Annotated in this window: 26 protein-coding genes, 1 tRNA gene and 1 other RNA gene; 14 read left to right on the plus strand and 14 right to left on the minus strand. The window is 62.9% G+C overall.

The features are described 5' to 3' along the window. Window positions 1-16: 16 nt before the first annotated feature. Window positions 17-1,339 (plus strand): Xaa-Pro dipeptidase, encoded by a 1,323-nt coding sequence (pepQ, locus tag ACDK93_RS17300; protein WP_458070263.1) that lies wholly within the window; start codon window positions 17-19, stop codon window positions 1,337-1,339. A gap of 146 nt (window positions 1,340-1,485) precedes the next feature. Beyond that, entirely contained in the window at window positions 1,486-1,749 is a 264-nt protein-coding gene (locus ACDK93_RS17305) for a hypothetical protein (protein ID WP_458070264.1), read from the plus strand. A 39-nt stretch (window positions 1,750-1,788) separates the two neighbouring features. On the opposite strand, the gene ACDK93_RS17310 is transcribed toward ACDK93_RS17305, so the two are convergent. Together ACDK93_RS17310 and ACDK93_RS17315 are read right to left on the minus strand one after the other, a co-directional pair. Further along, complete coding sequence (locus ACDK93_RS17310; protein ID WP_458070265.1) at window positions 1,789-3,213, minus strand: aminopeptidase P N-terminal domain-containing protein; 1,425 nt, start codon at window positions 3,211-3,213, stop codon at window positions 1,789-1,791. Beyond that, window positions 3,171-3,734, minus strand: a complete 564-nt coding sequence (locus ACDK93_RS17315; protein ID WP_458070266.1) for a UPF0149 family protein — start codon at window positions 3,732-3,734, stop codon at window positions 3,171-3,173. Before ACDK93_RS17315 ends, ACDK93_RS17310 begins: the two co-directional genes overlap by 43 nt. Window positions 3,735-3,854: 120 nt before the next feature. Here ACDK93_RS17315 and ACDK93_RS17320 point away from each other — a divergent pair, with 120 nt between their 5' ends. The 7 genes from ACDK93_RS17320 to ACDK93_RS17350 all read left to right on the plus strand — a co-directional run bounded on the left by ACDK93_RS17320 (window position 3,855) and on the right by ACDK93_RS17350 (window position 7,171). After that, a complete protein-coding gene (locus ACDK93_RS17320; protein WP_179482592.1) occupies window positions 3,855-4,094 on the plus strand; it encodes a TIGR02449 family protein in 240 nt (79 codons plus the stop codon). A 52-nt stretch (window positions 4,095-4,146) separates the two neighbouring features. Then, entirely contained in the window at window positions 4,147-4,452 is a 306-nt protein-coding gene (locus ACDK93_RS17325; RefSeq protein ID WP_458070267.1) for a cell division protein ZapA, read from the plus strand. Window positions 4,453-4,598: 146 nt separating this feature from the next. Continuing rightward, window positions 4,599-4,785, plus strand: a non-coding RNA gene (gene ssrS / locus ACDK93_RS17330) — 6S RNA. 107 nt (window positions 4,786-4,892) lie between these two features. Continuing rightward, a complete protein-coding gene (locus ACDK93_RS17335; RefSeq protein ID WP_458070268.1) occupies window positions 4,893-5,510 on the plus strand; it encodes a 5-formyltetrahydrofolate cyclo-ligase in 618 nt (205 codons plus the stop codon). Then, window positions 5,507-5,971 carry an EVE domain-containing protein gene (locus ACDK93_RS17340; protein ID WP_458070269.1) on the plus strand — a complete coding sequence of 155 codons (465 nt, stop codon included), beginning with the start codon at window positions 5,507-5,509 and terminating at the stop codon, window positions 5,969-5,971. The genes ACDK93_RS17335 and ACDK93_RS17340 overlap by 4 nt, the downstream gene beginning before the upstream one ends. An 88-nt stretch (window positions 5,972-6,059) precedes the next feature. Then, window positions 6,060-6,707 carry a ribose-5-phosphate isomerase RpiA gene (rpiA, locus tag ACDK93_RS17345; protein ID WP_458070270.1) on the plus strand — a complete coding sequence of 216 codons (648 nt, stop codon included), beginning with the start codon at window positions 6,060-6,062 and terminating at the stop codon, window positions 6,705-6,707. A gap of 83 nt (window positions 6,708-6,790) precedes the next feature. Continuing rightward, a complete protein-coding gene (locus ACDK93_RS17350) occupies window positions 6,791-7,171 on the plus strand; it encodes an MAPEG family protein (RefSeq protein ID WP_458070271.1) in 381 nt (126 codons plus the stop codon). 12 nt (window positions 7,172-7,183) lie between these two features. On the opposite strand, the gene ACDK93_RS17355 is transcribed toward ACDK93_RS17350, so the two are convergent. From ACDK93_RS17355 to ACDK93_RS17370, 4 genes are read right to left on the minus strand one after another with little or no spacing between them, the layout of a single operon-like run. Continuing rightward, window positions 7,184-8,314 (minus strand): zinc-dependent alcohol dehydrogenase family protein, encoded by a 1,131-nt coding sequence (locus ACDK93_RS17355; protein ID WP_458070272.1) that lies wholly within the window; start codon window positions 8,312-8,314, stop codon window positions 7,184-7,186. Next, on the minus strand, window positions 8,311-8,736 hold the full coding sequence (locus tag ACDK93_RS17360) for an acyl-CoA thioesterase (RefSeq protein ID WP_458070273.1): 426 nt from the start codon (window positions 8,734-8,736) through the stop codon (window positions 8,311-8,313). Before ACDK93_RS17360 ends, ACDK93_RS17355 begins: the two co-directional genes overlap by 4 nt. 47 nt (window positions 8,737-8,783) lie before the next feature. After that, entirely contained in the window at window positions 8,784-10,442 is a 1,659-nt protein-coding gene (locus tag ACDK93_RS17365; protein ID WP_458070274.1) for a long-chain-fatty-acid--CoA ligase, read from the minus strand. 49 nt (window positions 10,443-10,491) lie between these two features. After that, window positions 10,492-11,307 (minus strand): IclR family transcriptional regulator, encoded by an 816-nt coding sequence (locus ACDK93_RS17370; RefSeq protein WP_458070275.1) that lies wholly within the window; start codon window positions 11,305-11,307, stop codon window positions 10,492-10,494. 417 nt (window positions 11,308-11,724) lie between these two features. Here ACDK93_RS17370 and ACDK93_RS17375 point away from each other — a divergent pair, with 417 nt between their 5' ends. The 5 genes from ACDK93_RS17375 to ACDK93_RS17395 are packed head-to-tail and all read left to right on the plus strand — an operon-like array spanning window position 11,725 to window position 19,155. Further along, window positions 11,725-13,824, plus strand: a complete 2,100-nt coding sequence (locus ACDK93_RS17375; RefSeq protein ID WP_458070276.1) for a 3-hydroxyacyl-CoA dehydrogenase NAD-binding domain-containing protein — start codon at window positions 11,725-11,727, stop codon at window positions 13,822-13,824. Continuing rightward, window positions 13,821-15,005: an acetyl-CoA C-acyltransferase gene (locus ACDK93_RS17380; protein ID WP_458070277.1), complete on the plus strand. Its 1,185-nt coding sequence runs from the start codon at window positions 13,821-13,823 to the stop codon at window positions 15,003-15,005. The genes ACDK93_RS17375 and ACDK93_RS17380 overlap by 4 nt, the downstream gene beginning before the upstream one ends. Beyond that, window positions 15,002-16,819, plus strand: coding sequence for an acyl-CoA dehydrogenase (locus tag ACDK93_RS17385; protein WP_458070278.1), 1,818 nt, complete (start codon window positions 15,002-15,004; stop codon window positions 16,817-16,819). The genes ACDK93_RS17380 and ACDK93_RS17385 overlap by 4 nt, the downstream gene beginning before the upstream one ends. 45 nt (window positions 16,820-16,864) lie before the next feature. Beyond that, a complete protein-coding gene (locus ACDK93_RS17390) occupies window positions 16,865-18,040 on the plus strand; it encodes an acyl-CoA dehydrogenase family protein (RefSeq protein ID WP_458070279.1) in 1,176 nt (391 codons plus the stop codon). A 5-nt stretch (window positions 18,041-18,045) separates the two neighbouring features. Then, window positions 18,046-19,155, plus strand: coding sequence for an acyl-CoA dehydrogenase family protein (locus ACDK93_RS17395; RefSeq protein ID WP_458070280.1), 1,110 nt, complete (start codon window positions 18,046-18,048; stop codon window positions 19,153-19,155). Window positions 19,156-19,391: 236 nt separating this feature from the next. On the opposite strand, the gene qatD is transcribed toward ACDK93_RS17395, so the two are convergent. The 8 genes from qatD to rplM all read right to left on the minus strand — a co-directional run bounded on the left by qatD (window position 19,392) and on the right by rplM (window position 25,960). Further along, the gene (gene qatD / locus ACDK93_RS17400; RefSeq protein ID WP_458070281.1) at window positions 19,392-20,189 is read right to left on the minus strand and encodes a Qat anti-phage system TatD family nuclease QatD; all 798 of its coding nucleotides are present in this window, start codon (window positions 20,187-20,189) and stop codon (window positions 19,392-19,394) included. Then, window positions 20,182-21,558, minus strand: coding sequence for a Qat anti-phage system QueC-like protein QatC (gene qatC, locus ACDK93_RS17405; protein WP_458070282.1), 1,377 nt, complete (start codon window positions 21,556-21,558; stop codon window positions 20,182-20,184). Before qatC ends, qatD begins: the two co-directional genes overlap by 8 nt. Continuing rightward, a complete protein-coding gene (gene qatB, locus ACDK93_RS17410) occupies window positions 21,555-22,100 on the minus strand; it encodes a Qat anti-phage system associated protein QatB (RefSeq protein ID WP_458070283.1) in 546 nt (181 codons plus the stop codon). The genes qatC and qatB overlap by 4 nt, the downstream gene beginning before the upstream one ends. Beyond that, window positions 22,064-22,210 carry a hypothetical protein gene (locus tag ACDK93_RS17415; protein WP_458072539.1) on the minus strand — a complete coding sequence of 49 codons (147 nt, stop codon included), beginning with the start codon at window positions 22,208-22,210 and terminating at the stop codon, window positions 22,064-22,066. The genes qatB and ACDK93_RS17415 overlap by 37 nt, the downstream gene beginning before the upstream one ends. A gap of 202 nt (window positions 22,211-22,412) precedes the next feature. Continuing rightward, window positions 22,413-24,359, minus strand: a complete 1,947-nt coding sequence (gene qatA / locus ACDK93_RS17420) for a Qat anti-phage system ATPase QatA (protein WP_458070284.1) — start codon at window positions 24,357-24,359, stop codon at window positions 22,413-22,415. 630 nt (window positions 24,360-24,989) lie between these two features. Further along, a tRNA-Gln gene (locus ACDK93_RS17425) sits at window positions 24,990-25,063 on the minus strand. Between the two features lie 66 nt (window positions 25,064-25,129). Further along, window positions 25,130-25,522 carry a 30S ribosomal protein S9 gene (gene rpsI / locus ACDK93_RS17430; protein WP_179482528.1) on the minus strand — a complete coding sequence of 131 codons (393 nt, stop codon included), beginning with the start codon at window positions 25,520-25,522 and terminating at the stop codon, window positions 25,130-25,132. 9 nt (window positions 25,523-25,531) lie between these two features. Continuing rightward, window positions 25,532-25,960, minus strand: a complete 429-nt coding sequence (rplM, locus tag ACDK93_RS17435) for a 50S ribosomal protein L13 (protein ID WP_458070285.1) — start codon at window positions 25,958-25,960, stop codon at window positions 25,532-25,534. Between the last annotated feature and the right edge of the window lie 263 nt (window positions 25,961-26,223).

Genomic DNA, 26,223 nt, shown 5'->3' on the forward strand with positions numbered 1-26,223 from the left:
ATCTGAAGGAAAGTCCATGTCTGTCGCCAAGCTTGCCTCGCTATATCCCGATCATCTCAGCACCCTGCGCGAGCGCGCCGACAAAGCGCTGGCGCTGGCCGGCTTCGACCATCTGCTGATCGCCGCGGGCATGCCGCTGCGCAAGTTTCTCGACGATCAGGATCAGCCTTTCATCGTCAGCCCGCACTTCAAGCACTGGCTGCCGCTGACCGACGCGCCGGGCAGCTGGGTCGTCTACACGCCTGGCAAGAGACCCAAGCTGATCTTTCTGCAGCCGCGCGATTACTGGCACGTGGTGCCGGATGCCCCGACCGGCTACTGGGTCGACGCGTTCGATATCAGCATCGTGCGTACCGCGGCCGAGGCGGTTGCGCAGTTGCCTGGCGGGAAATGCGCGGTGATTGCCGCGGGTTACTCGGCGATGGACGGCATCGAGGCGAACAATCCGCCGGCCGTGCTCGATTACCTGCACTGGTATCGAAGCTACAAGACGCCGTACGAACTGGAGCTGATGCGCGAGGCCAGCCGTATCGGCACCCGCGCGCACCGTGCGGCCGAGCAGGCGTTCCGCGCCGGCGAAAGCGAGTTCGGCATCCACATGGCGTATCTGGCCGCCGCCAGCCAGAGCGACGCGGAGCTGCCATACGCCAGCATCGTCGGACTCAACGAACACGGCGCCGTGCTGCATTACACGAACTTTGATCGCAAGGCGCCGGCGCAAAGCCGCTCGTTCCTGATCGACGCTGGCGCCAGCGCCGCCGGTTATGCCAGCGACATCACCCGCACCTACGCTGCGGCCGGCGCCGCTGAATTTCAGGCCTTGATCGACAGCGTCGACCGGGCTCAGCAGGGCTTTGCGGCCAAGGTGCGCGCGGGCCAGAGCTATCCCGAGCTGCACATCCACGCGCACCACGTGCTGGCTGAGGTGCTGCGCGAACACGGCTTCATCCGCATGAGCGCGGAAAGCGCCGTGGCCTCGGGCGTCACCGGCACGTTCATGCCGCACGGGCTCGGCCATCCGATCGGCCTGCAGGTGCACGACGTAGCCGGCTTCCAGCAGAGCGAACGCGGCGGCACGATCAGCCGTCCAGACGGCCATCCGTATCTGCGCATGACGCGTGCATTGGAACCCGGCATGGTGGTGACCATCGAGCCGGGCCTTTACTTTATCGACATGCTGCTGGAAGAACTTCGTGGCAAACCCGTCGCCAGCGACATCAACTGGAACAAGGTTGATGCGTTCCGAAAGTTCGGCGGCATTCGCATTGAGGACGACGTCGTATGCACCAACGACGCACCGGAGAACCTGACGCGCGATGCGTTCGCGCTGTTGAGCTGAGGTCTTCGTTCGCGTGCGCGACCCCTCGTCCGCACAACGAAATCAAGCGGTGCCCGCTAGATCGTTGCGCCCAACCTCGTCGCGCTGATCCGGCACAATTTTATCGACCATGCGGCTACGTCGAGCGCAATCTTAAGAGCCAATGCATGGAGCATCATCGCATCGACCGTTCGCCATCCAGTTATCGCCATTACCGCCACGTGCACGCCAAGCGACCGCTGCGTCGGGTGGTGGTCGAGGTGGCCGTCGTGGCGTTGGCCAAGATCGCCTTTCTGGTGGTGCTCGGCTGGCTGCTGTTCGCGCCCCATCCCCATCCGGCCGTTGCCGTCCGCTCGACGTCGCGCCAGCTTACGCCCGCCTTGGCGGCGCCCACTGTTGTCCCGCCGCAGTCGCCCTTCGCAACGAGGTAATGCGGGCGGCGTCAGCGATAAAGAATTGCCAGTCCACACTCAACGCGCCGCCAGCAGCGCCTCGATCGCCTCGGCCTCTTTCGGCATGCGCTCGGTCAGCACTTCGTGGCCGTCACGGGTGACTGCCACATCGTCCTCGATGCGGATGCCGATGCCGCGCCAGCGCTCGGCCACCGAACGATCGTCCGGCGGAATGTAAAGGCCGGGTTCGACCGTCAGCACCATGTCGGGCTCCAGCACGCGCGACTCGCCGCCGACCCGATAGTCACCGACGTCGTGCACGTCCATGCCCAGCCAGTGGCCGGTCTTGGCGGGAAAGAAGCGCTTGTAGCTTTCGTCGGCAATCGCGGCATCCGCGCTGCCCTTGAGCAAACCCAGTTCGCACAGGCCTTCGGCCAGCACGCGCACCGCGGCGGCATGCGGCGCGTTGAACGGATGGCCGGGCCGCACTTCGTCGATCGCCGCCAGCTGCGCGGCCAGCACCACTTCGTACAGCGCGCGCTGCTCGCGGCTGTAGCGGCCGCTAACCGGAAACGTGCGGCTGATATCCGACGCGTAGCAGTCGAGCTCGGCGCCCGCGTCGATCAACAGCAATTCGCCCTCGCGCAGCGCCGCGCGATTGCTCTGGTAGTGCATCACGCAGGCGTTGGCGCCGCCGGCGACGGTCGGCGCGAACGCCGAAACCGCGCCGCGGCTGCGCATCACGCTGAGCAGTTTGGCTTCCACTTCGTATTCGCGCCGGCCGGGCACGGCGACGTGCAGCGCGGCCAGATGCGCATCCACGGCAATCGAGGCCGACGCACGCATCAGCTTCAGCTCGGCGCGCGATTTGTACAGCCGCAGATCGTGCAGCAGATGACCGAGTGCCACGAACTCCTTCGGCACCACGCCACCGCCGCGCAGCTGGCGCAGCCGGCGCATCCAGCCGAGCAGGCGTGCATCGAATTCGGGCTCGCTGCCGAAATGGCAATACACCCTCGCGCGCCCTTCGATCATGCCTGGCAGGATGTCGTCGATGTCCTCGATCGGAAACGCGTCGTCCATGCCGAATTCGGCGACCGCGCGATCCGTGCCGATCGACTCGCCGTGCCAGCGCTCGTGCACCGCGTCGCGCTCGCGGCAGAACAGCACCGCCTCGCCGTGCTGGCGACCGGGCAGCAGCGCCAGCACCGCCTCCGGCTCGGGAAAGCCGGCCAGATAGTGAAAATCGGAATCCTGCCGATACGGCCAAGCCGCATCCGCGTTGCGCATGCGCTCGGGCGCGGCGGCGACCAGCATTACCGCATCGTCGCCGGCCATCTGCATCAGCTGGCGGCGGCGGCTGGCGAACTCTTCGGGCGTAATCGCCAGCGAGGCCAGGCTGACGCCGCCGGCACCGAAACCGGCTGATCCGATGGCGGAGAGTTTGGGTGCCGCTCGCTTCAATGCAGGGTGCCGCTGGCCGATTTGCCGTGCGCTGTGCATTCGGTGTGCAGCAGCATCGCGCCGATGCGCACGAACTCCTGCACTTCGATCAGCGCGTCCTCGTCCTCGTCTTCATTGCCGAAGTCGAACGACGACGCGGCGATGGTGCCGAGGTCGCGCAAGACTTCCTGCGCCTCCTCCGAAAGCTGCGCGTGCGCGCTGGTGCCGGCCAGACCGAAACCGCCGAGAAAACCGCGGCACCAGTCCACCATCGCTTCGGCGCGCTCGGTCAGCGGACGATCGTCCGCCGGCAGCAGCGGCTCGAAGCCGAGCTCGGGGTCGGCCAGTTCGGTTTCGCACTGCCTGGCCAGCTTGTCCAGCAGCGCCTGATCGTCGGCGGAAGGGTGCGTGGCCTCGCCATCGAGCTGCAGCGCCGACAGCAGCGCCACCTTGCCCAGCAGACCGCCGCCGGCCAGATAGCCGCACAGCGAACCGTGCAGTTCGCTGGCCTCGGTGCCCAGGTGCAGGCTGATGGCCAGCGTATCGAGTTCGTCGTAACCCACCGGCTCGTTGTCCGCCATGGCCCTGCTCCGTCTAAAGAATGACGAGCAGTTTAATGCAGCCGGCGTTGCCCGACGGATTCCGTGCGGGCGGGTAACGGCACGCCAATTCCCGCCAAGCCTCCTGCTATAGTTTCGACCATGAGCACACCCGACCCCGTTCGTTCCGATCCCGTTCGCGAGGAGCTGGCCGCGCTGAGCCAGCAGCTGGATCGGCTGCTGGAAACGGTGCGCCGATTGAACGAGGAAAACCGCAGCCTGCGGCATAGCCAGGAGCAGCTGTCCGGCGAGCGCGCCGGCTTGCTGGCGCGCAACGAGCAGGCGCGCGGGCGGGTCGAAGCGATGATCCAGCGGCTGAAGTCGCTGGAAAGCAACGGTTGAGCGCATGCGTTCGGGCATGCGGCGTTTGGCGCACGGGGAATAAGGACAGCATATGAGCACTGAACCGGTCGCCCTGCGGCTGATCGACCGCGAGTTTCTGATTGCCTGCGAGCCGGAAGAGCGCGAGGGCCTGATCGAGGCAGCCAGCTTTCTCGATCGCAAGATGCGCGAGCTGCGCGCCAACGCCAAGGCACCCAGCTTTGAGCGTCTGGCCGTGCTCACGGCCATCAGCGTGACGCACGAGTTTCTGCTTTTACGCAAGCAGCACGATGGTCAGGAACGGCGGCTCAGCGACGGCCTTGCCGCCCTGCGCAGCAAGCTGGACGCGGCGCTGGAAAACGACGCCCTGAAGCGCTGATTCAACGCGCGCCCAAGGCGCTGCGAACGCGCCATCACGCACTCGCGACAACCCGGCCACGTGACCCGATGCCGCGCGGTTTCATGAACCCGACCAGTCCGAGCCCGGTAGCGCATTCGACGGCAAGGGCATAAAATCGGCTTCGGCGTTTTCTGCGATGTGCGCCAGCACACTCTTACATTTGCCTTGTTCCTAATTACGGCCCCGGGTCGGCTTCACATCGGTTGTTGCGCATGTCCGCTTCGTGCGGAAAGCCTGTAGACCATGTAGCTCTCCCACCTGATCCATTTTGGATCAAGGTCGTTTGGTGGGCAGCGGCATCGCGGTAACGCCACCTCTTTTCGGCTGTCGCCTGCTCACCATGTTTTGGCAAAGCAGCGGCAACCCGCAACACGCAGCGACGCCAACCAAGCGCGCTTTCGACGGGAGACGCGCGACACGTGGACGCCACCGCCCAACGCCGCGAGCTTCGCCAGAGTCTGGCCGAACGCCGCAAGGCGCTTACCCCCGCCGAACGTATCGCCGCCGCGCAGGGACTGCGCCGCAGCCTTGAGCAACTGCCCGAATACCTCACCGATGCGCGGGTCGCCGGCTATTGGGCGACCCAGGGCGAGCTGCCGCTGAATCTGGTCATTCCACCATTGGCCCAGCGCGGCCAGCAGTTTCTGCTGCCGGTGATCAGCAAGGGGCAAACGCTGAAGTTCGCGCCGTGGCAGTCCGGCGAAGACGTGCAGCCGAACCGCTACGGCATTCCCGAGCCGGTTGATCGCGCCGAACTTTTCGAGCCGTTCCAGATCGATCTGGTGCTGGTGCCGCTGCTCGGCTTCGATCGCCGCGGCCAGCGGCTCGGCTACGGCGGCGGCTATTACGACCGCAGCTTCGCCTTTCTCAACGAGCAGGTGCGCCCGACCGAGCCGCTGCTGGTCGGCATCGCCTACGCTTTCCAGGAACTGCCGCAGCTCGAGGAAGCCGACTGGGATGTGCCGCTGGATTTCATCGCCACCGAGCGCGAGCTGATCGACTGCCACGCCGCCGACGACAACGGACCGAACGCATGACCGCGAAACTCAAGCACTGGCTGATGAAGTCCGAGCCGGACACATTTTCCATCGACGATCTGAAGCGCAAAGGCCAGGAGCCGTGGGACGGCGTGCGCAACTATCAGGCGCGCAACTTCATGCGCGACGGCATGCGCCCCGGCGACAAGGTGTTTTTCTACCACTCCAACTGCGCCGTGCCCGGCATCGTCGGCCTGGCCGAGGTGGCGACCGATGCTTATCCCGACCCCAGCCAGTTCGACCCGAAAAGCGATTATTTCGACCCTGCCAGCAAGCCCGAAGAACCGCGCTGGATGCTGGTCGAGGTGAAGTTCGTCAAAAAACTCAGCCGCACGATCAGCCTGGACGAGCTCAAAGGCGTCGAGGCGCTGTCCGACATGGCGCTGGTGCGCAAGGGCAATCGGCTTTCGGTCATGCCGGTCAGCGCGTCCGAGTGGCGTACGATTCTGGCCCTGGAATAACATGCAGCCCGTCTAACGATCCACCGCCAGACGTTACCGTTTGGACGGCCAAATCCATCCGCTTGAACGAACCCCGGGGAATCGACGCATGAGCACCAGCAACGCCAACGAAAAACGCCAGGCCGGCGAAGCCGCCATCCGCTTTGTCGAGGACGGCGCGATCGTCGGCGTCGGCACCGGCTCCACCGTGGCGTTTTTCATCGATGCGCTGGCCGACCTGAAGGACCGCATCCAGGGCGCGGTGTCGAGCTCGGAGCAGTCCACCGCACATCTGAAAAAGGTCGGCATCCCGGTGCTCGACCTCAACAGCGCCGGCCCGCTGCACATCTATATCGACGGCGCGGACGAGTGCGACACGCACCGGCGCCTGATCAAGGGCGGCGGCGCGGCGCTGACGCGCGAGAAGATTGTCGCCGCAGCATCGAAGAAATTCGTCTGCATTATCGACTCCAGCAAACAGGTCGAGCTGCTCGGCAAGTATCCGGTGCCGATCGAAGTGATTCCGATGGCGCGCAGCCTGATCGGCCGCGAGATCGTCAAACGCGGCGGCCAGCCGGTGTGGCGCGACGGCGTGATCACCGACAACGGCAACTGGATCATCGACGTGCACGGCTGGCAGCTCACCGATCCCGGCGCGATGGAAAGCGATCTTAACCAGCTCGCCGGCGTCGTCACCGTCGGCCTGTTCGCACACCGTCCCGCCGACGTCGTGCTGGTCGGCGATCGGGAAATCTGAAGCGGGTGATGGGGTCATCCAGGGGCTGATCTCAACGGATCAATCGGCGTCTGCGTTGTTAAACACACGGGGGAGGTAGCGTCATGACGATAGGGCTTTGGTGCGTGCTGGTTGGCCTGCTGATGCCGTTTTTGTGGACCGGCGTGGCCAAGTCGATGGGGCGCTACGACCTGCGCGCCAACCAGCATCCGCGCGACTTTCTGGCGACCCTCAAGGGACCGGCGAGTCGCGCCAACGCGGCGCAGCTCAACAGCTTCGAGGCGTTTCCCGCGTTCGCCGCCGCCGTGGTGGTCGCCCAGTATGCGCATGCCTCGCAGCATACTATCGATGTGCTTTCCATCGCCTGGGTCGCGCTGCGGCTGATCTACGGCGTGCTCTACATCGCCAACCTGGCGGCACTGCGCAGCCTGGTCTGGTTCGCCGCCATGGGCTGCGTGGTCGGGCTGTTTATCGCTGCCGCCTGAGCGGTACGTCACTCAGTCAAACAGCACGACCTGACGTATCGCTTCACCGCGCTTGAGCCGGTCAAACCCGACGTTGATCTCGTCGAGCTTCAGCCGATGCGACAGCAGCCGATCGACCGGCAGTCGCCCGTGGCGATACAGCGCTACATAGCGCGGAATGTCGCGACTGGGCACGGCCGAGCCCATGTAGGAACCCTTGATCGTGCGCTCTTCGGCGGTAAGGCTGACCGCGGGAATACTCAGCATCTGCTGCGGCCCGGGCAGGCCGACCGTGACGGTGCTGCCGCCGCGCCGGGTCGCGGCGTACGCCTGGGCCAGCACCTTTTCGTTGCCGACCGATTCGATCACGTGCATGGCGCCGCCGCGCGTGTGCTCGCGGATGGCCGCCACCGCATCGTCGCGGCTTGCGTCGATCGTCAGATCCGCACCCAGTTCGCGCGCCAGCGCGAGCTTTTCGGGCACGGTGTCTACCGCTATCAGCGGGTACGCGGACGCCGCCCGCGCACCGAGCAGGGCCGCGAGACCCACGCCGCCGAGGCCAAAGATCGCCACACTTTCACCGGGCGCCACGCGCGCCGTGTTGATCACCGCGCCCACGCCGGTCATCACCGCGCAGCCGAACAGGGCAGCGATCTCAGGCGGTAGGTCGCGGTCGATACGCACGGCCGAATGCGCGGACGTGACGGTGTACTCGGCAAAGCCCGATACGCCTAGATGGTGCTGCAGCGGCGCATCGTCCGCGTCGTGCCAGCGCATGCCGCCGCCGAGCAGGCGGCCTCCCGCATTCGCCTGCGCGCCCGGTTCGCACAGCGCCGGCCGACCGGCCGCACAGGGCTCGCAGTGGCCGCACATCGGCACGAACGAAAACACCACGCGGTCACCCACCGCGAAACCGTCGACGCCGGCACCCAGCTCGACGATTTCGCCGGTCGCCTCGTGTCCCAGCACCATCGGCATCGGCCGCGGGCGCGAGCCGTCGATGACCGACAGATCGGAGTGACACAGTCCGGCCGCCAGCACCCGCACCAGCAATTCACCGGCACCCGGCGGCGCCAGTTCGATGGTCTCGATGGCCAGCGGCTTCGATTGCGCGTAAGGCGCGGGCAAACCCATTTCGCGCAGCACCGCAGCGCGCACCTTCATGGCGTCGTCCTCAGCTTTTCCAACGCGGCGCGCATGGGTGCCGGCAGCGGCGTAGGACGCCGATGGGCGCGATCGACGAACACGTGCACGAACCAGCCTTCCGCCGCCGGCGTGTCGCTGCCGGGACGGAACAGGCCGATGCCGTAGCGTACGCTGGCGTTGCCCAGATGCTCGACGCGCAGGCCGGCGTCGATGGTCTCCGGAAACGCCAGCTCGCCAAGAAACTTGCAGTGCGATTCGGCGCACACGCCGATCACGCCACCAGCGTGGATATCCAGCCCGCCTTCGAGTATCAGATACGTGTTGATGACCGTGTCGAAATAACTGTAGTACTCGACGTTATTGACGTGGCCGTAGATGTCGTTGTCCTTCCAGCGCGTGGGCAGCGGAAGAAAATGGCGGTAATTATCACGTTGGCTCATCGGACGTCCAGACGGCTATTCGAAAACTTCAGTGTAGTGGCAACGCATCAATGGGCCGCTGCGTGCGCACGAGCGTTTTCCTGCTCCTGCAGCGCACGCCACTGCACTTTGCCGGTGGCGGTCTTGGGCAGGTTATCGACGAATTCCACCGCGTGCGGCACCTTGTACGCGGCCATGTGTTCGCGCGCCCAGGCGATGATGTGCTCGGCGTCGGCCTGCACGCCGGAACGCGGCACCACCAGCGCCTTGACGCTCTCGCCGCGATGCGCGTCGTGATAGCCGATCACGCAGGCTTCCTGCACCGCCGGATGGCCGTACAGCAGCGCCTCTACTTCGGCCGGCCAGACCTTGTAGCCCGACGCATTGATCATGCGCTTGACCCGGTCGACCATGAAAAAGTAGCCCTGCTCGTCCTCATAGGCCAGATCGCCCGTGCGCAGGTAGCGCACGCCATCCACTTCGACAAAGGCGGCCGCCGTGGCCGCAGGATTGTTCCAGTAGCCGGTCAGCAGCTGCGGACCGTTGACGATGACTTCTCCCGCGTCGCCCAGCGGCACGCGCTCCAGCGTTACCGGATCGACGATGATCGCGCGCGTGTTGCAGATCGGCAGGCCGAGACACTGCGCCTTCGGTGCCTGCGGCGGGTTGATGTGCGTGGGCGCCATGGTTTCGGACATGCCGTAGCCTTCGATATACGGAATGCCCCACAGCGATTCGATCCGCTCGGCGACCGCCTTGGGCATGGCCGCGCCGCCGCCCGAGAGCACCGACAGCGAGGCCAGCTCCTCGCCGCGCAGATCCGGCTGGTTGAGAAAATCCATCAGCATCGTCGGGATCGCCGTCCACGAGGTGACCTTGTAGCGCGCGATCAGCTGCGCGGCGCAGCGCTTGTCCCAGCGCGTCATGATCACCATCGTCCCGCCGAGCCAGATCGGCGAATTCATGCCGTTCTGCATGCCGGTCACATGGAACATCGGCAGACAGGCCAGGGCGATGCCGTCCTTCGCCATGCGTATCCATTCGGGCGCACCAACAGCCGTATGCATCACGCTGGCGTGCGTATGCGTGCAGCCCTTCGGCTCGCCCGTGGTGCCCGAGGTGTAGGGAATCACGGCGTAGTCGCTCGCGCCCGCGGTATGCGGGGAAGGCACGAGCTGTGCGGCCAGCGCATCGTTCCATGCCAGCGCGCCATCGATCGCCGCGCGCGGTGCCGACACGGCGTCGGGCACCGGCAGATCGGTCGGCGTGGTGAGGTAATCGGAATACGTCGCCGCAATCGCATGCTGCACGATGCCACCGGTAATCAGCGGCGTGACATTGGCTGCCAGCGCCTGGTCGAACACGATCACCGTCGAGCCGCTGTCCTTGACGATGTGCTTCAGTTCGTCGTGCAGGTTCATCGGGTTGATCGGCACCACCACCGCGTCGGCGCGCAGAGTCGCGTAGTACGCAATGACGAACTGCGGGCTGTTCTGCGCGTACAGCGCCACCCGATCGCCCTTGGCTACTTCACAACGCTGCTGCAGAAAACCTGCCAGCGCATCGACCTGCCGCTTGAGCTCGCGGTAGCTGATGACGCTGTCGTAGTAGATGATCGCCGGTCGCTCGGGGTAGCGCGCGGCAGCGACCTCGAGATTGAAGTAGAGGGACGTCTGCGGCACGACGAGGTCGTGTGGCAAACCGGGTGGCCAGGAACTGAAATTCATAGCGGCGAATCTCCAGTACAGCAGCAGGCTGTGATCAGAAGGGTTGTGATCAGAAGTGCCCTTCGGTCGCTTCGTAAACGGTATTGCGCAGCGCCAGCAGGCGCGGTCCGAAATCGTGGATGAGTTTTTCGCGCGTCATCGTGGACAGCCGGCCGCTGCAGTTGAACGCCAGCACGCGCGTGCGATCGGCCGACACCATCGGCACGCCGATGGCGAACACGTCGGGGTTCCAGTCGCCCAGCGAAAAGCAGAAGCCGAAGTTTTCGACATCATGGCGGGCGCGCACCAGCCCGGCGCGAATCGTCGGCCACGCCGCCGGGTCGCATTCGCGCTCCAGCTCCAGCAGTTTTTTCTCGAACACTTCGGGCGGTCGCGCGGCGAGATCGGCGCGGCCCAGCGCCGTGGTTCCGTGCGGCACGTGCGAGCCGGTTTCCAGTTTCATTTCGAACGTGCGGTCGCCCTGACACACCTCGAGCACCAGCATGCGCAGGCCGTCCGCGGCGCCCAGCATCACCGCCGACTGGGTGTAGTCGGCCAGCTCGCGCAGCAGCGGGCGCGCCACGCTCAGCACGTCGCTGCCCTTGACGAAGGCGTGACCCAGCGCCAGCACACCGGTGCCGAGCGCGTATTTTTCCTCACGCGCCGAATAGCTGAGATAGCCCAGCGCCGAAAGAGTGAATGTCAGCCGCGACACAGTCGGCTTGGGCAGGCCGGTGCGCTGGGCGATGTCCCGATTGCCGAGGTAGCGCTCTCCGCGCTCGAAGCAGCGCAGGATCGCGAACGCCCGCGACACCGCGCTGACGAACTGCGGATGGCTGGCATCGACCGAGCGAAACGCGTCGATTTTACGTTTGGGATTACCCATCCATAACTCCACGAAAGCTCCATCCGGCCGGACCCGGTTCCATCGCTTCATGGCGCGCTGGAACTGACGGCTGCAAAATTTACTTTCGTCTGATGAAACTTGAATAGTCGAAGCGAGCCGTAGCGTAGGCCTCGCCGGCGTGCCAGCGCAAGACTCGGAAAGTGAAGGAAATTCCTGCTGCGGCGCGACAAATTAAGATTCCGTGACGCGCTTGCGTTCGTTTTCGTGCGCCGATAGCATCGGTTCGCATCGCAAAAATAGTGTTCCATATAGCAGAACTTGAGGCGACTTGTTCCGCAGAAAGTGCGGCACCGCGATTCGCCTCGCTCTGCACCCGCCGCCACTCCACACGCGTGTCGATCTTTTTCCGGCGCGCGGGCGACTTCACCCCATCGTCGACAGCTCAGGAATTCCCGTATGTCAGTCACCACAGCGATCCACGACTCCGTCGCGGTCATCACCTTCAGCAACCCGCCGGTCAACGGCCTCGGCCTGACCATTCGCCGCGGCCTGATCGATGCGCTCAACGCGGCGCTGGAGAATGAGGCGGTCAAGGCCATCGTCCTCACCGGCGGCCCCAGCTATTTTTCCGGCGGCGCCGACATCCGCGAGTTCAACACGCCGCAGATGATGATGGAGCCGTCGCTGCACAGCGTGATCGACGCCTACGAGGCCAGCCCCAAGCCGGTCATCGTCGCGATCAACGGCACGGCGCTGGGCGGCGGCCTGGAGCTGTCGCTGGGCTTGAACTACCGCGTGGCCTCGGCCGATGCGCTGGTCGGCTTGCCGGAAGTGAAAATCGGCCTGCTGCCGGGCGCGGGCGGCACGCAGCGGCTGCCGCGGGCGGCGGGTCTGGAGAACGCGCTCAACATGATCGTGTCCGGTACGCCGGTGCCGGCGAAGAAGCTGGCCGACACGCGCCTGTTCGATCGCATCACCGACGGCGACGCGCAGGACGCCGCCATCGCGCTGGCGCACGAAGTGGTGGCCGCGGGCAAGCCGCTGCCGCACGTGCGCGACTGGGAAATCGATCACCCCAACGCCGAGGGGTTCCTCGGCTTCTCGCGCACCGCCATTGCCGCGGCGTCCGGCCCCTACCCCGCGCCGCTGCGCTGCCTCGAAGCGATCGAGGCGGCGGTGCTCAAGCCGTTCGACGAGGGCATGAAGGTTGAGCGCGCGGGCTTTATGGCGCTGATGGAAACCACCGAATCCAAGGCGCTGCGCCACGCGTTTTTCGCCGAGCGCGCCGCCAGCAAGATCGCCGACGTCGGCAGCGACGTGAAGCCGCGCGAGATCAAGCGCGTCGGCATCATCGGTGCCGGCACCATGGGCGGCGGCATCGCGATGAATTTCCTCAATGCCGGCATCCCGGTGACCATTCTTGAGGTAAAGCAGGAGTTCCTCGACCGCGGTCTGGCCACCATCCGTAAGAATTACGACAACAGCGCCAAGAAGGGCCGCATGACCGCCGAGCAGGTGGAGCAGCGCATGGGCCTGCTGACGCCGACGCTGCAGTATGCCGACCTCGGCGAGGCCGACATGATCATCGAGGCGGTGTTCGAGGAGTACGACGCCAAGAAGGCGGTGTTCGAGCAGCTCGACAAGGTGGCCAAGCCCGGCGCGATTCTCGCCAGCAATACCTCCACCCTCGACGTCGACCGCATCGCCCACTTCACCTCACGGCCGCAGGACGTGCTGGGCACGCACTTCTTCAGCCCCGCCAATGTGATGAAACTGCTCGAGGTCGTACGCGGCAAGGACACCGCCAAAGACGTGCTGGCCACGGTGATGGCGCTGGCCAAAAAAATCAAAAAGACCGCCGTGGTCTCGGGCGTCTGCGACGGCTTTATCGGCAACCGCATGATCGAGCAGTACAGCCGCCAGGCCGGGTTTCTGCTGGACGAAGGCGCGACGCCGCAGCAGGTCGACAAGGCGATCGAAAAAATCGGTTTCGCGATGGGCCCGTTCCGCATGGGCGATCTGGCCGGCAACGACATCGGCTGGGCGATCCGCAAGCGGCGCTATCAGGAAAAGCCGGACATGACCTATTCAAAAACCGCCGACCTGCTGTGCGAGCTCGGCCGCTTCGGCCAGAAAACCGGCGCCGGCTGGTACGACTACAAGGCCGGTGACCGCACCGCGCATCCGTCGGCCGAGGTCGACGCGCTGATCGTCAAGCACTCGGCCGACATCGGCGTCACGCGGCGCAAGATCGAGGACAAGGAAATCGTCGAGCGGCTGATCTATTCGCTGGTCAACGAGGGCGCGCACATTCTCGAAGAAGGCATCGCCGCCAAGGCGTCGGACATCGACGTCGTGTACCTGGCCGGCTACGGCTTTCCGGTGTGGCGCGGCGGCCCGATGTTTTATGCCGATACCGTCGGCCTGAAAAATGTCGTGGCGGCGATGAACCGCTACGCCAAAGGCTATCAGGGCGACGCGTGGAAGCCCGCGCCGCTCCTCCAGCAACTGGCCGACGCCGGCCAGTCCTTCAACACGTCGGCGAAGCCCGCATGAAAGAAGCACTGATCGTTTCCACCGCACGCACCGCGCTGGCCAAAAGCTGGAAGGGCGCACTCAACATGACCCACGGTGCGACCATGGGTGGCCACGTGGTCGCGCACGCGGTCGAACGCGCCGACGTGGAGCCCGGCGCCATCGAAGATGTGCTGATCGGCTGCGCGTACCCCGAAGGCGCCGACGGCGGCAATATCGCGCGGCAGATCGCGCTGCGTGCCGGCCTGCCGGTGAGCGTGCCCGGTGCCACCATCAACCGCTTCTGCTCGTCCGGCCTGCAGTCCATCGCGATGGCCGCGCAGCGCGTCATGGCCGGCGAAGGCGACGTGTTTGTGGCCGGCGGTGTGGAAAGCATTTCCTGCGTGCAGAACGTCGCCAACACGCACATGTTTACCGAAGGCTGGCTGCGCGAAAACAAGCCGGAAATCTACTGGCCGATGCTGCGCACTGCCGAGACCGTAGCCAGGCGCTACGACATCTCGCGCGAGCGCCAGGATCGCTACGGCGCGCAGAGCCAGCAGCGCGCCGCCGCCTCGCAGGCCGCCGGACGCTTCAACGACGAGATCGTGCCGATCACCGTATTGGCCGGTGTGGCCGACAAGGCCACCGGCCGGCTGTTCACGCGCGAGGTCACCCTGCTCGCCGACGAAGGCATTCGTCCAGACACCACGTATGAAGGCGTATCGACGATTCGACCGGCGATTCCCGGCGGCGTGATTTCCGCCGGCAACGCCAGCCAGTTCTCCGATGGCGCATCGGCCGCGGTGGTTGCCGACGCGGATTACGCGGCCAAGCACGGGATGAAGCCGCTGGGCATTTTCCGCGGCTTTGCGGTAGCCGGCTGCGAGCCCGACGAAATGGGCATCGGCCCGGTGTTCGCCGTGCCCAAGCTGCTCAAGCGCGCCGGCCTTACCGTCGACGACATCGATCTGTGGGAGCTCAACGAAGCCTTCGCCGTGCAGGTGCTGTACTGCATGGACAAGCTCGGCATCGATCCGGAAAAGCTCAACGTCAACGGCGGCGCCATCGCGGTCGGCCATCCGTACGGCGTCAGCGGCGCGCGACTGGTCGGCCACGCGCTGATCGAAGGCCGCCGTCGCGGCGCGAAATACGTGGTCGCCACCATGTGCATCGGCGGCGGCCAGGGCGCGGCCGGCCTGTTCGAGGTGCTGCCAGCGTGAGCAACGAGCTGCTGATGTCGCGGCGCGATCTGGAGTTCCAGCTGTACGAATGGCTCGACGTCGGTACGCTGACAAAGGCGAGCCGCTACGCCGATCACGGCCGCGAAACCTACGACGCCGTGCTCGACGCCTGCGAACGTCTGGCCAATGAAAAGTTTGCGCCGCACTATCAGAAGGCCGACCGCATCGAGCCGCAGTTCGACGGCGAGCGCGTCACCGTGATCGACGAGATCGGCCCGGCGCTGCAGGCGTTTGCCGAAGCGGGTCTGCCCGCGGCCACGCAGGACTACGAGCGCGGCGGCATGCAGCTGCCGACCGTGATCGAGAAGGCCGCCTGGTCGTATCTGTGCGCGGCCAATATCTCGACCACCGCGTATCCGCTGCTCTCGCTGGCTAACGCCCGCCTGCTGCTGCATCACGGCAACTCGGCGCAGATCGCCGCGTTCGCCGAGCCGCAGCTGCGCGGCGAATGGTTCGGCACCATGTGCCTATCCGAGCCGCAGGCCGGCTCGTCGCTGGCCGACGTCGCCACGCGCGCGCAGTACGAGGGCGAATCGCCGTTCGGCCCGCAGTATCGCGTCAGCGGCAACAAGATGTGGATCTCCGGCGGCGACCACGAGCTCGGCGGCAATATCGTGCATCTGGTGCTGGCGCGCACGGTCGATACCGACGGCCAGAGCATTGCCGGCGTCAAAGGGCTTTCGCTGCTGCTGGTGCCCAAATATCTGGTCAACGAGGACGGTTCGCTCGGCGAGCGCAACGACGTGCGCCTGGCCGGCATCAACCACAAGATGGGCTATCGCGGCATCGTCAACACGCTGCTGAATTTCGGCGAAGGCACCGCGTATAAACCGGGCGGCAAGGCCGGCGCGGTCGGTTATCTGGTGGGCCCGCTGCACGGCGGCCTGGCCTGCATGTTCCACATGATGAACGAGGCGCGCATCGGCATCGGCCTGGGCGCCACCGCGCTGGGCTACACCGCGTATCTGCATTCGCTCGACTACGCGCGGCATCGTCCGCAGGGCCGCACGCTCGGCTCGCGCAGCAGCAAGCAGCAGCCGATCATCGAACACGCCGACGTGCGCCGCATGCTGCTGGCGCAGAAATCGTATGCCGAAGGCGCGCTCGGCCTGAACCTGTATTGCGCGCTGCTGGTCGATCAGGCGCGCGTCACCGCCGACCAAGGCGAACGCGCCGCGCTGGAGCAGCTGCTTGAACTGCTCACGCCGATCGCCAAGAGCTGGCCGTCGCAGTGGTGCCTGGCGGGCAACGATCTGGCCATCCAGATCCACGGCGGCTACGGCTACACGCGCGAGTACAAGGTCGAACAGTTCTATCGCGACAACCGCCTCAACCCGATCCACGAAGGCACCCACGGCATCCAGGCGCTGGACCTGCTCGGACGCAAGGTCACGATGAACGATGGCGCCGCGCTGACGCAATTCAGCGTCCGCGTCACAGCCACGATCGACGCGGCGCGAAAACTCGACGGATTGGCGCCGCACGCCGACGCCCTGCACGCCCAGCTCCAGCGGCTGCAGCAGGTCACACGCACGCTGTGGTCCGCCGGCGATCCGCTGCTGACGCTGGCCAATGCCAGCGTGTATCTGGAAGCCTTCGGCCATATCGTGATCGCCTGGATCTGGCTGCAGCAGGCCGCGGCCGCGCACGGCAAGGACAGCGATTTCCACCACGGCAAGCGGCAGGCCGCGCAATATTTTTTCGCGTGGGAGCTGCCCAAGGTCAGCGTGCAATTCGACCTGCTTGCCTCCCTCGATCGCAGCACGCTGGACATGCGCGACAGCTGGTTCTGACGCGCCTTTTTCAACACGATCCAACACCGTTTCCACGGAGCCTTCATGGACCTCGATTTCAACGCTGAAGAAAACGCCTTTCGCGACGAGGTGCGCGCGTTTCTGAAAGCGCATCTGCCGAGCGAGATCAGCACGCGCATCGGCCGCGGCGACGACAGCCAGATTGCGCAGGACATTCCGCGCTGGCAGTCGATTCTGCACCAGCATGGCTGGGGCGCGCCGGCGTGGCCGAAAGCCTTCGGTGGCACCGGCTGGAGCACCACCCAGCAATACATTTTCGAAACCGAATGCGCGCTGGCCGATGCGCCGATCCAGCTGCCGTTCGGGCTGAAAATGGTCGCGCCGGTGATGATGCGCTACGGCAACGCCGAGCAGCAGGCGCGCTTTCTGCCGCGCATTCTGTCCGGCGAAGACTGGTGGTGTCAGGGCTATTCCGAGCCCGGCTCCGGCTCCGACCTGGCGTCGCTGAAGACCCGCGCCGTGCGCGACGGCGAGGAATACGTCGTCAACGGCCAGAAAGTGTGGAACACGCTGGGCCAGTACGCCGACTGGATCTTTTGCCTGGTGCGCACCGATGCCGGCGCCAAGGCGCAGCAGGGCATTTCGTTTCTGCTGATCGACATGAAGTCGCCCGGCGTGAAAGTGCAGCCGACCCGGCTGCTCGACGGCACGCACGAGGTCAACGAGATCTGGTTCGACAACGTGCGCGTGCCCGTCGCCAACCGCATCGGCGAAGAGAACGACGGCTGGACCTACGCCAAGTTTCTGCTCGGCCACGAGCGCACCAATATCGCCGGCATCGGCGGATCCAAGCGCGAGCTAAAGCGGCTCAAGGAGATGGCCGCCGCGCGCCAGCTCGACGGCAAACCGCTGCTCGATGATGCGATGATCGCCGCGCGCATCGCCCAGGTGGAGATCGATCTCACCGCACTGGAAATCACCAATCTGCGCGTGATCTTCGACGCCGAGCAGAAAAAGACGCCCGGCCCGCAGGCCTCGATGTTGAAAATTCGCGGCACCGAAATTCGCCAGCGCATCGCCGAGCTGCAGGTCGACGTGCTCGGCGCTGACGCATTGGCCTTCGACGGTCACGGCGACAGCGACGACGTGCCGCGCGCGATGGCCGACTACCTCAACCTGCGCAAGCTCTCGATCTACGGCGGATCCAACGAGATCCAGCGCAACATCATCGCCCAGATGATTCTCAGGCTACGGGGATAACCAGCATGGATTTTTCATTCAACGACGAGCAGCAGATGCTGCTGGAAACCACCCGCCGCCTGATCGCGAAGGACTACACCTTCGCGCACCGCATGAAGATTCGCGAAGGCGCCGACGGCTGGTCGCGCGATACCTGGTCGCAGCTGGCCGATCTGGGCCTGCTGGCGCTGACCATTCCCGAGGACGACGGCGGCATCGGTGCCGGCGCGATCGGCGCGATGCTGGTCTCCAACGCGGTCGGCGAAGGCCTGCTGCTCGAACCGTTCCACGCCAGCGCCATCGTCGCCACCCAGGCCATCGTGCAGCTCGCCAGTGCGCAGCAGCGCGAGCGCTGGCTGCCCGCGCTCGCCGGCGGCGAAACCATCGCCGTGCTCGCGCATGACGATGCGGGCAAAGGCCTCGGCGTCGAAGCCACACCGGACGGCAACGGCTGGACGCTGAGCGGACACAAGCCGGCCGTGTACCATGCCGATATCGCCGACCTGCTGCTGGTCTCCGCACGCATCGAGGGCGGCGACGAAGTTGCGCTATTTGCGCTGCCTGCCGACACGCAGGGCATCACACGCCACGGCTGCCGCACGGTCGACGATCAGCGCGCGGCCCATCTCGAACTCAAGAATGTTTCTGCCGGTGCCGACACGCGGCTCGGCGGCAATGCCACGACCGGCCTGCAGCTCGCCATCGATTTCGGCCTCGCCGCACTCTGTGCCGAAGCCGTCGGCGCACTCGACCGCATCCTCGCCGCCACCATCGACTACAGCCGCTCGCGCAACCAGTTCGGCGTACCCATCGGCAGCTTCCAGGCCCTGCAGCACCGGATGGCCGACATGCTGATGTACGCCGAGCAGGCGCGCTCGATGTCCTACCTCGCCACCTCGCGCTGCACCGACGCCGACGCCAACGTGCGACGTGCCGCGCTATCGGCCGCCAAGGTTTCCATCGGCCAGGCCGCCCGCTTCGTCGGGCAGCAGGCCGTGCAGATTCATGGCGGCATGGGCATGACGGACGAGCTCGATGTCAGTCATTACTTCAAGAGGCTGACAGCGTTTGAGTTGCGCGGGGGGACGACGGATGCGCATTTGCGGGGGTTGGCGCGGGGGCTGGTGGGGAGGTGAGCCGGTTCGATCACACATCGCTCAACACGATCTACTGAGGGGCCGAGATTCAAACCGCGCGCGTAGTCCGCTAGTAGTCATTCCCCTAATTGATACTAACTTCCATGGTGTTTGGCCATCCGTTCGAACGACGATTGAACCGGCGTAGGGCTCGACTTTGATACTGTCGTTCTGCTCAAGCAATAGGCAGAAGGGGAAAGACCGAGACCACTGGTGGATTAGGCGGAATCGAGCAATTAAATTAGGCTGAACTGCGTTGGATGTACCGAATTCTTCATTGCGAGAAGTTCGACGAGGTTCTGCGCCACCTGACTAGTCATTTCTTGATCACTTAGATTTCTCAACTGCGCTAATCCTTTTACTGTCTCGGGAATATCTGTTGGTCTCGTGGCCCGCCCGTTCACCTGGACGAAAGGTCCATCAGTTTCAGTGAGTATCCGATCAATAGGTAAGGCGGAGAGCAACGAATGCATTTTCGGCGTCCGAATCATTTCGGAGTTGATAGAAAAGTAACAACCCAACGCAGCGGCTCGCTTCGCTTCCCCTTTAGTGCCCGTAAACCAGTGCATGACCGGAATGCAGCTACCCGTTCGCAAGCTGAGTTCTAGATGTTTGAGCACCTTAGAGACAGCGCGGACACTGTGTATGCTCAGAATCTTACCCCCGTGCTCATCGCACGCACGCAAAATACGTTCAAAAACGCGTTGCTGGCTGTCGAAGCTGGCGTAGAACTTTGACCCTGCATCAAGCCCAACTTCGCCAACGAAGGACGTGTTCAGCAGCAACCTCTCGAACAACGGAAGCTCGTCGGCACGTTGCGCAACAAGTTGCGGATGGAGTCCAAGTGCGACCATAACGCGAGGAGAGCCCATTGCCAGCTCAACATTGCGCTCGAAGGCCTTGGGCGTCGTCGTAATTGCTAATGTCGCTATCTTCCACGCCTCGCACTGCTGAATAAGCTCCCGGTGATCCGGATAGAGGTCGAGGTGACAGTGGAAGTCTACCCATCGAGGCATTGTGATCGCGTCACGCACTGGTTGGCTTCGATTTGACGCCCGCAAGAAGCTGTCTGACCTCCAACAGCCCGTCCCTATAAACTTGTTCGTAGGCAGCCCAGTCGCCAGGGAAATCTGTGAGGGGACCAGGCTTGTGTACATCGAATTTCGCGCGATGGGGGCGCGTCATGAGACGAGAAATCGCGAACTGGAAGGAGCGGACATGCGAACCTTCAGCGTTTTCACTATTGAGTGTCCGCGCACTAAGATTTTCCAGTTGGTAGTCGGTTTCGTCTTGACCAAAGCCATAAAAAAGGGCTGCGCGGCGAATCAAGCACGGAACACAGTGGCCACAGTTCTTCGCTTGGCGACGATCTTTTACTGGCGAAAAACGCATCTTGGCAGGTGATGAGCATGACATCGTGTGTTTCGCATTTTTCCGCAGAAAGTCTTGATCCGCACACTCAGAGACCATCTGACCCTTTGTCCGATGCCGGTAGCGATTTTCCAAACTGGCCGTCAGGCCAAGCGCGCGCAAGATCTCATTAAATCGCGCCATGTAATAGGGATGGGTTGTGCGAGTGCTTAGTGCACCAAGCCGGAGTGGATCAAGCGGGACGTTTAATGAAATCAGGCCGTTCTCCGGCACGTGTATCGTGATGTCATCTCCAATCGCGTCGGCAGCGAGAGCGGCAAGAGAGAAGAACAGAAACGATCTTCCGCGAAGTGTGTCCTCACTGGAAGAACCTTCAACTGTGCCTGTGGCAAAGCCAACTCGCGACCGAATGGAGTGGAACGGCAACTTCGCGTAGCGCAGTTGAAGCGCGTCCAAACACAGGCTCTGATGTTTACTCGTAACGCCGTCCCAATAGTGGCTGACTAAAAGGATATTCTCGCCCGCCGACATGAGGTCGACCGCGCCAATAAAACTATCCAGACCACCTGAAAACAGGCACACCGCGTTTGGCTTTTCCGTAATATCTCCGGTGATCGGTGGAATGAGTTGTTCAACCGAGGCAGATCGACCTCGAAATGTCAGCGTCCAAAGATCCCCTGTTAGAAAGTTGAGTGTTCGTTCAAGCAGCACGGAGAGGCTCTTCCAAAGCTCTGGATCGGCTACAGGAACGCAAAGCTCAATCTCCCTGGTCCATGCGTCCTGAGCATCCGTCGACCTCGCGATGCGTGTGTCTGCCGCCGTGATGGCAGCGGCCAGAATAGCGAGATCCAACGCACGGTCTGAAGGCTGCAAGCCCATTGCGTGCAGTTGCCCAACCGTGTTTCCAAGCTGATGATCAAGCTCCTCGAAACTGGCATACGCCAGCTCAGTGGCATGAGCATCCGAGAGTCTTTGTCCCGAAGCGCCATCGTCATCGGCGCCGATGCGGAGTAACAGAGTATGCCTGGTCATTTCACGTCTCCGGCAGTTGCTGACACAAGCTCAAAGGACGCTTCATAAATACGATCGACCACCTTCCCTATTTCTCCATCCGAAATACCCGGCAAGCCCTCGACAAGATGCCCAAGATGCCCCCTGACGTTGCCATCAACGAAATCGTGGAGCTGTTCTTGGATACTTTCAACGTCGGCAACACTGGTCGGCAGCTCGATCGCACGCTGACCGAGATCAGCCATCACACGACCTTCGATCGTGTGGATAACGAATCCGATGAAAAACTCATTCATCTCGTCCGCCGACATGGCGCCGAAGTCGCCCACCCCGGTTTCGGCAAGATCACCAATTGTCTCTAGCATGGCCTGCCTGGCAATCGCCTCATCAACGCGTCCGCCAGGCGGACAGATAACTTCCGTTAGCGCAATGAAGACCTCGGCCGCGGGGCGGCCTACAAGAGCGCCTAAATTTAGTCGCTGCAATACTGCGGTCGCACCATCCCTCTGAACGTCTCGGAAAACTCCTAATAGCTGGGAGCCAACGGCGCGTGACGTTCCCATTCTCCGGGCAGCGCCTTGCGCGCCTCCAGCACCTTGTCGTACATACTGGGACACCGCGCGACGAAGCGCTGCGCGATCACCATTCCTGACAAACCGTGTGAAGTTGCCACGGGCGCCACCTAAGGATTGGGGTGCAGGAGACGCCGCCGGCGATGGTGTTTGTGGCCCATCAGTGTGTGGGATCTGGCCTTCCGTTCCTTGACCGTCATTTTCTGGGCTCGCCGGTGCTGCCCCTGCGCCCGGGGTGACATCATCTATCCAAGTTGGCACCAATCCGTTTGCCGGACCCCCGTATCCCTTCGACGTTCCCATCTACTTATTCTCCTTAACCTGAGCCGAGCCCGCAGCAGCCGCCCGCAGTTTTTGGTTCTCATTCTGCCCGGCCCAGACACCCATAAGATCTTGGAAGTCGCGAATCACTTCCGGATTCTTGAAAGCATTGCCAATCCATGACGGCAACCATGCGCCGACTTTGGCCACGGGAATTTCTCTGGCGAAGTCCAGCAGTCTTCGCTCCAATCCAGCGTGAATCTTGATGAGTGCGACAAGACCTTCGACCCCTTTCGGCTTCGTGGCGAAGCTATCTGCCTCCAGAATGCGCATACGTACGACCTCGAATAACTCCTCGGCGCCCACGGCAGTTAACTTGCGAAGATCTTCCTCAGCCGATTTCACGCTAAGAGCAGGTCCCATGAGCTGGTCGGCTAGATGGCTCAGATGAGTAGACGCACCGGTCCCGCCTAACGCCACCCGCTTATCGCGGGTCACAAAAATATAGGGCCGGAGATCAACTCCGCCCAGCAAAGGATCGAGAGCCGTCCATGTTCGCACCCATTCACTATCCATCCATTCATTGCGGTCGACAGCGGTGTCTTTTTTCCCGGGCGCAGATCTCGACAGCGTGCCAACTTTCGGGAGCTCCGACGGTTCAGGAGTTCCAATATTCTGCGTAGCCTCTTCGAATGCTCGAAGCTCATTGGGCGCCCCATCACTCGATGCAACTGCCAATCTGACAATGTGCTCAAAGAAATCAGGCTTGAAACGCTCCGCGAGCATCAGCTTTGCCAAGATTGGCGCAGAAATCTCTGCGCCAAAACCGCGAGCCTCGCCGATTGCATGGCGCAGCTTCATCGAGTTTAGGAAACGTTTGACCTGGCGTGGATTGCCGCGAGTTCCATCGGTCAGCATGTCGGTAAGTTGGTTGCTCAGGACCAATGCGTGATCGACGCCCTGAGGCAGCGGATCTCCTATTGCATCTACCAATGACTTTCGCGTAAGTCCTTTGCTCAACCAAGGCCGACGCATGTCTTCGCGTGCGGTGACGAGTAGTTTTGCAAAGCCTTCGTCTTCAGAGCCTAGCTCCGCCTCAATGAGCAAAAGAGTGATGTAGGTGCGCGTCTCGGCTGGACCAAGCGCGGGAATTCGAAAGGGCACCTGTATGAGCTTTTCGAGGTAGTTCCTCGCATAGCTAACCGGACCGCTCGAGGGAGGTAAGTCAGGGAAGTGCTCGCGGACGGCATATTCAATCATGGCTTCATCTGCGCCAATCACAAACGCGGTTCGCTCAACGAATAGGAAAAGCCGGATCGCCTCTAATGTGGCAATTGCGGTCTCAGGTAAGCAACGATCCAGGTCATCGACGATCACGATGAGCTGATCAATGTCCGCGGCACTCAGCAGCTCGACGAACTCATTGCGGAATGCGTGAATATGCGCGGGTATACTGTCGTCCTCTGCAGGCTTTAGCAGTCCAGATGTATCCTCAGCAAACTTGCCGAGCTGTTCCCGTGTTAACTCATCTACCTTCTTTCCAAAGAACTTGCTTGCGGCGCCAATCAGGTCTCCGATCTGGCCGAAAGTCGGAGTGCCGGTAGCAACTGTAAAGGCAAGGCCGCCGGCTTTCTTTGCCGCCTTTAGCCAATCAACTCGTTTAAGAAGCTTTCTCGCTGCGGCTTTGACCTTTTCTGACATGGGTCGCGCACGCTTCAGATCTTCGATGATCGTCTCTATGACGACCGCTTTGGCATCTTCGAAACCTTCAAACGCCCAGCCGTTGAACCAGAGGCACAGGGCTCGATCTTCATCAGCAAACGCGGCCTGCGTCATCTTCAGAACACTTGACTTTCCCGCACCCCAATCACCGTGAACGCCAATAGTTATCGGTGACTTGGGTGCATCCCTTATCAATCGAACAACAGTCGTGGCGATGGCTTCGTAATGAAGAAGATCGGTCGCAGTTTCCTGATCGTTTAAAAACATAGTATTCCCTCACCTTTGGCTTTGATCGCCCATGGATTGCCTGGCTCCCCTGGATCGCGCGCTCGCAACGCCCAGCTCTCCGCCACACCTAGCGAGGGCGTGGCTCCGTTATACCTTAGGTTCCGCCCCACAGAAGAAACTCCATCTCACTTGAATTGATGGTCGCAGCCAAAAGCCTGTTTCTCAGGCTCTGCCTACAAACACCATGGAAGGCTTCCGTGCTGGTCATCAACGGATTGATGGGGGAACCCTACGGTTGCCGCGCAAGATCAGATGAACTTTGGATTGTTCCAAGGCTTGAACGCAAACCACCATCGCCAGGCCAAGCGCGTGCTCAGTACGCACCTCAGGAGCAAAGCCATGCTTTTGGACATCACCTCATCCTCTGAACGAGCTCCCTATGCCTTGGTACCCTTACACCTGGCCAATATCAAAGGCCCACATGAGCGAGCCCTTTGATGTTGGCTGGGAGACTAGGATTGTTGGTCCCATCCATGGGACCAACCCCGCTTTGCGGGGCCAGCCTGCGGCTGTCCAAAATCGTTCCGGACGATTTTGTCGAACGATGGTTCGCCTCCGTTGCCTCCCAACCAAAATAAAAAACCCGCCACTTGGGCGGGTTTTTTATTTTGGCTGGGAGACTAGGATTCGAACCTAGATAGACAGCGTCAGAGGCTGTCGTCCTACCGTTAGACGATCTCCCAAAAACTGCTGGATCGATGCGCTCTGACTTTGGTGCATCGAACCGACAAACGCAATTCGGTAGGGAATTAGCGCTTGGAGAACTGGGTGGCGCGACGTGCTTTGTGCAGACCGACCTTCTTACGCTCGACTTCGCGGGCGTCGCGGGTCACAAAGCCGGCCTTGCGCAGCGGCGACTTCAGGGTTTCGTCGTACTCGATCAGAGCGCGAGCGATGCCCAGGCGAATGGCGCCGGCCTGGCCGGTGATGCCGCCGCCCGCGACCGTCACCAGGATGTCGAACTTGCTGGTGTTATCGGTCAGCTCGAGCGGCTGGCGCACGATCATGCAGGAGGTCTCGCGACCGAAGAACTGCTCGAGCGACTTGCCGTTGACCACGATCTGGCCATTGCCCTTGCGAAGGAACACGCGGGCGGCGGAGGTTTTGCGGCGGCCGGTGCCGTAATTCTGCTGGATCGACATGATGATTCCTTAGAGTTCCAGCGCCTGCGGCTGCTGTGCGGTATGCGGATGCTCGGCACCGCCGTAGACCTTGAGCTTGCGATACATCTCGCGGCCCAGCGAATTCTTCGGCAGCATGCCCTTGACGGCGGTCTCGATCACGCGCTCCGGGTAGGTAGCGAGCAGATCCTTGAGGCTGGTGGTCTTCAGGTTGCCGATGTAACCGGTGTAGCGGTGGTACTTCTTGTCGTCCAGCTTGCGGCCGGTGACGTGCACCTTCTGCGCATTGATCACGACGATATAATCGCCGGTATCGCAATGCGGGGTGTACTCCGGCTTGTGCTTGCCGCGCAGGCGATGTGCAATTTCGGTCGACAGGCGACCGAGCGTCTTGTCCGTGGCATCGACCACGAACCAGTCGCGCTTGACGTTGTCTGCATTGGCGCTAAACGTTTTCATTTCAGAATACCTGTTCTGCCGCCGTGAGGCGGTACATATCATCGGTCGATCAGAGGCGCGAGATGATAGCGGAGCCGTCATCTACGGTGCAAGCCCGACGTGCGTCCGGCTGTGAGCTAGTAATCATAGCATGATGGGCGGGCCGCTTGAAAAGTCCCCATGTGCACAAGATCAGGTCCGCGGCGTGGACATGCGGCCCAGCCTTCGCCGTGGCGCCACGGATGCCCGACATGGGCAAGTTTACCGCGCCAGTTTCACACGCC

It is taken from the genome of Rhodanobacter sp. BL-MT-08, from assembly GCF_054161255.1.

What these genes read in the sequence shown, in the direction of transcription:
- qatA (WP_458070284.1), bottom strand. Translation starts at nt 24,359, where the DNA reads ATGTTTTTAAACGATCAGGAAACTGCGACCGATCTTCTTCATTACGAA.
- rpsI (WP_179482528.1), bottom strand. Translation starts at nt 25,522, where the DNA reads ATGTCGATCCAGCAGAATTACGGCACCGGCCGCCGCAAAACCTCCGCC.
- ACDK93_RS17390 (WP_458070279.1), top strand. Translation starts at nt 16,865, where the DNA reads ATGGACCTCGATTTCAACGCTGAAGAAAACGCCTTTCGCGACGAGGTG.
- ACDK93_RS17340 (WP_458070269.1), top strand. Translation starts at nt 5,507, where the DNA reads ATGACCGCGAAACTCAAGCACTGGCTGATGAAGTCCGAGCCGGACACA.
- ACDK93_RS17395 (WP_458070280.1), top strand. Translation starts at nt 18,046, where the DNA reads ATGGATTTTTCATTCAACGACGAGCAGCAGATGCTGCTGGAAACCACC.
- ACDK93_RS17305 (WP_458070264.1), top strand. Translation starts at nt 1,486, where the DNA reads ATGGAGCATCATCGCATCGACCGTTCGCCATCCAGTTATCGCCATTAC.
- qatC (WP_458070282.1), bottom strand. Translation starts at nt 21,558, where the DNA reads ATGACCAGGCATACTCTGTTACTCCGCATCGGCGCCGATGACGATGGC.
- ACDK93_RS17365 (WP_458070274.1), bottom strand. Translation starts at nt 10,442, where the DNA reads ATGAATTTCAGTTCCTGGCCACCCGGTTTGCCACACGACCTCGTCGTG.
- pepQ (WP_458070263.1), top strand. Translation starts at nt 17, where the DNA reads ATGTCTGTCGCCAAGCTTGCCTCGCTATATCCCGATCATCTCAGCACC.
- rpiA (WP_458070270.1), top strand. Translation starts at nt 6,060, where the DNA reads ATGAGCACCAGCAACGCCAACGAAAAACGCCAGGCCGGCGAAGCCGCC.
- ACDK93_RS17360 (WP_458070273.1), bottom strand. Translation starts at nt 8,736, where the DNA reads ATGAGCCAACGTGATAATTACCGCCATTTTCTTCCGCTGCCCACGCGC.
- ACDK93_RS17370 (WP_458070275.1), bottom strand. Translation starts at nt 11,307, where the DNA reads ATGGGTAATCCCAAACGTAAAATCGACGCGTTTCGCTCGGTCGATGCC.
- rplM (WP_458070285.1), bottom strand. Translation starts at nt 25,960, where the DNA reads ATGAAAACGTTTAGCGCCAATGCAGACAACGTCAAGCGCGACTGGTTC.
- qatB (WP_458070283.1), bottom strand. Translation starts at nt 22,100, where the DNA reads ATGGGAACGTCACGCGCCGTTGGCTCCCAGCTATTAGGAGTTTTCCGA.
- ACDK93_RS17325 (WP_458070267.1), top strand. Translation starts at nt 4,147, where the DNA reads ATGAGCACTGAACCGGTCGCCCTGCGGCTGATCGACCGCGAGTTTCTG.
- ACDK93_RS17320 (WP_179482592.1), top strand. Translation starts at nt 3,855, where the DNA reads ATGAGCACACCCGACCCCGTTCGTTCCGATCCCGTTCGCGAGGAGCTG.
- ACDK93_RS17350 (WP_458070271.1), top strand. Translation starts at nt 6,791, where the DNA reads ATGACGATAGGGCTTTGGTGCGTGCTGGTTGGCCTGCTGATGCCGTTT.
- ACDK93_RS17310 (WP_458070265.1), bottom strand. Translation starts at nt 3,213, where the DNA reads ATGCACAGCGCACGGCAAATCGGCCAGCGGCACCCTGCATTGAAGCGA.
- ACDK93_RS17380 (WP_458070277.1), top strand. Translation starts at nt 13,821, where the DNA reads ATGAAAGAAGCACTGATCGTTTCCACCGCACGCACCGCGCTGGCCAAA.
- ACDK93_RS17355 (WP_458070272.1), bottom strand. Translation starts at nt 8,314, where the DNA reads ATGAAGGTGCGCGCTGCGGTGCTGCGCGAAATGGGTTTGCCCGCGCCT.
- ACDK93_RS17375 (WP_458070276.1), top strand. Translation starts at nt 11,725, where the DNA reads ATGTCAGTCACCACAGCGATCCACGACTCCGTCGCGGTCATCACCTTC.
- ACDK93_RS17315 (WP_458070266.1), bottom strand. Translation starts at nt 3,734, where the DNA reads ATGGCGGACAACGAGCCGGTGGGTTACGACGAACTCGATACGCTGGCC.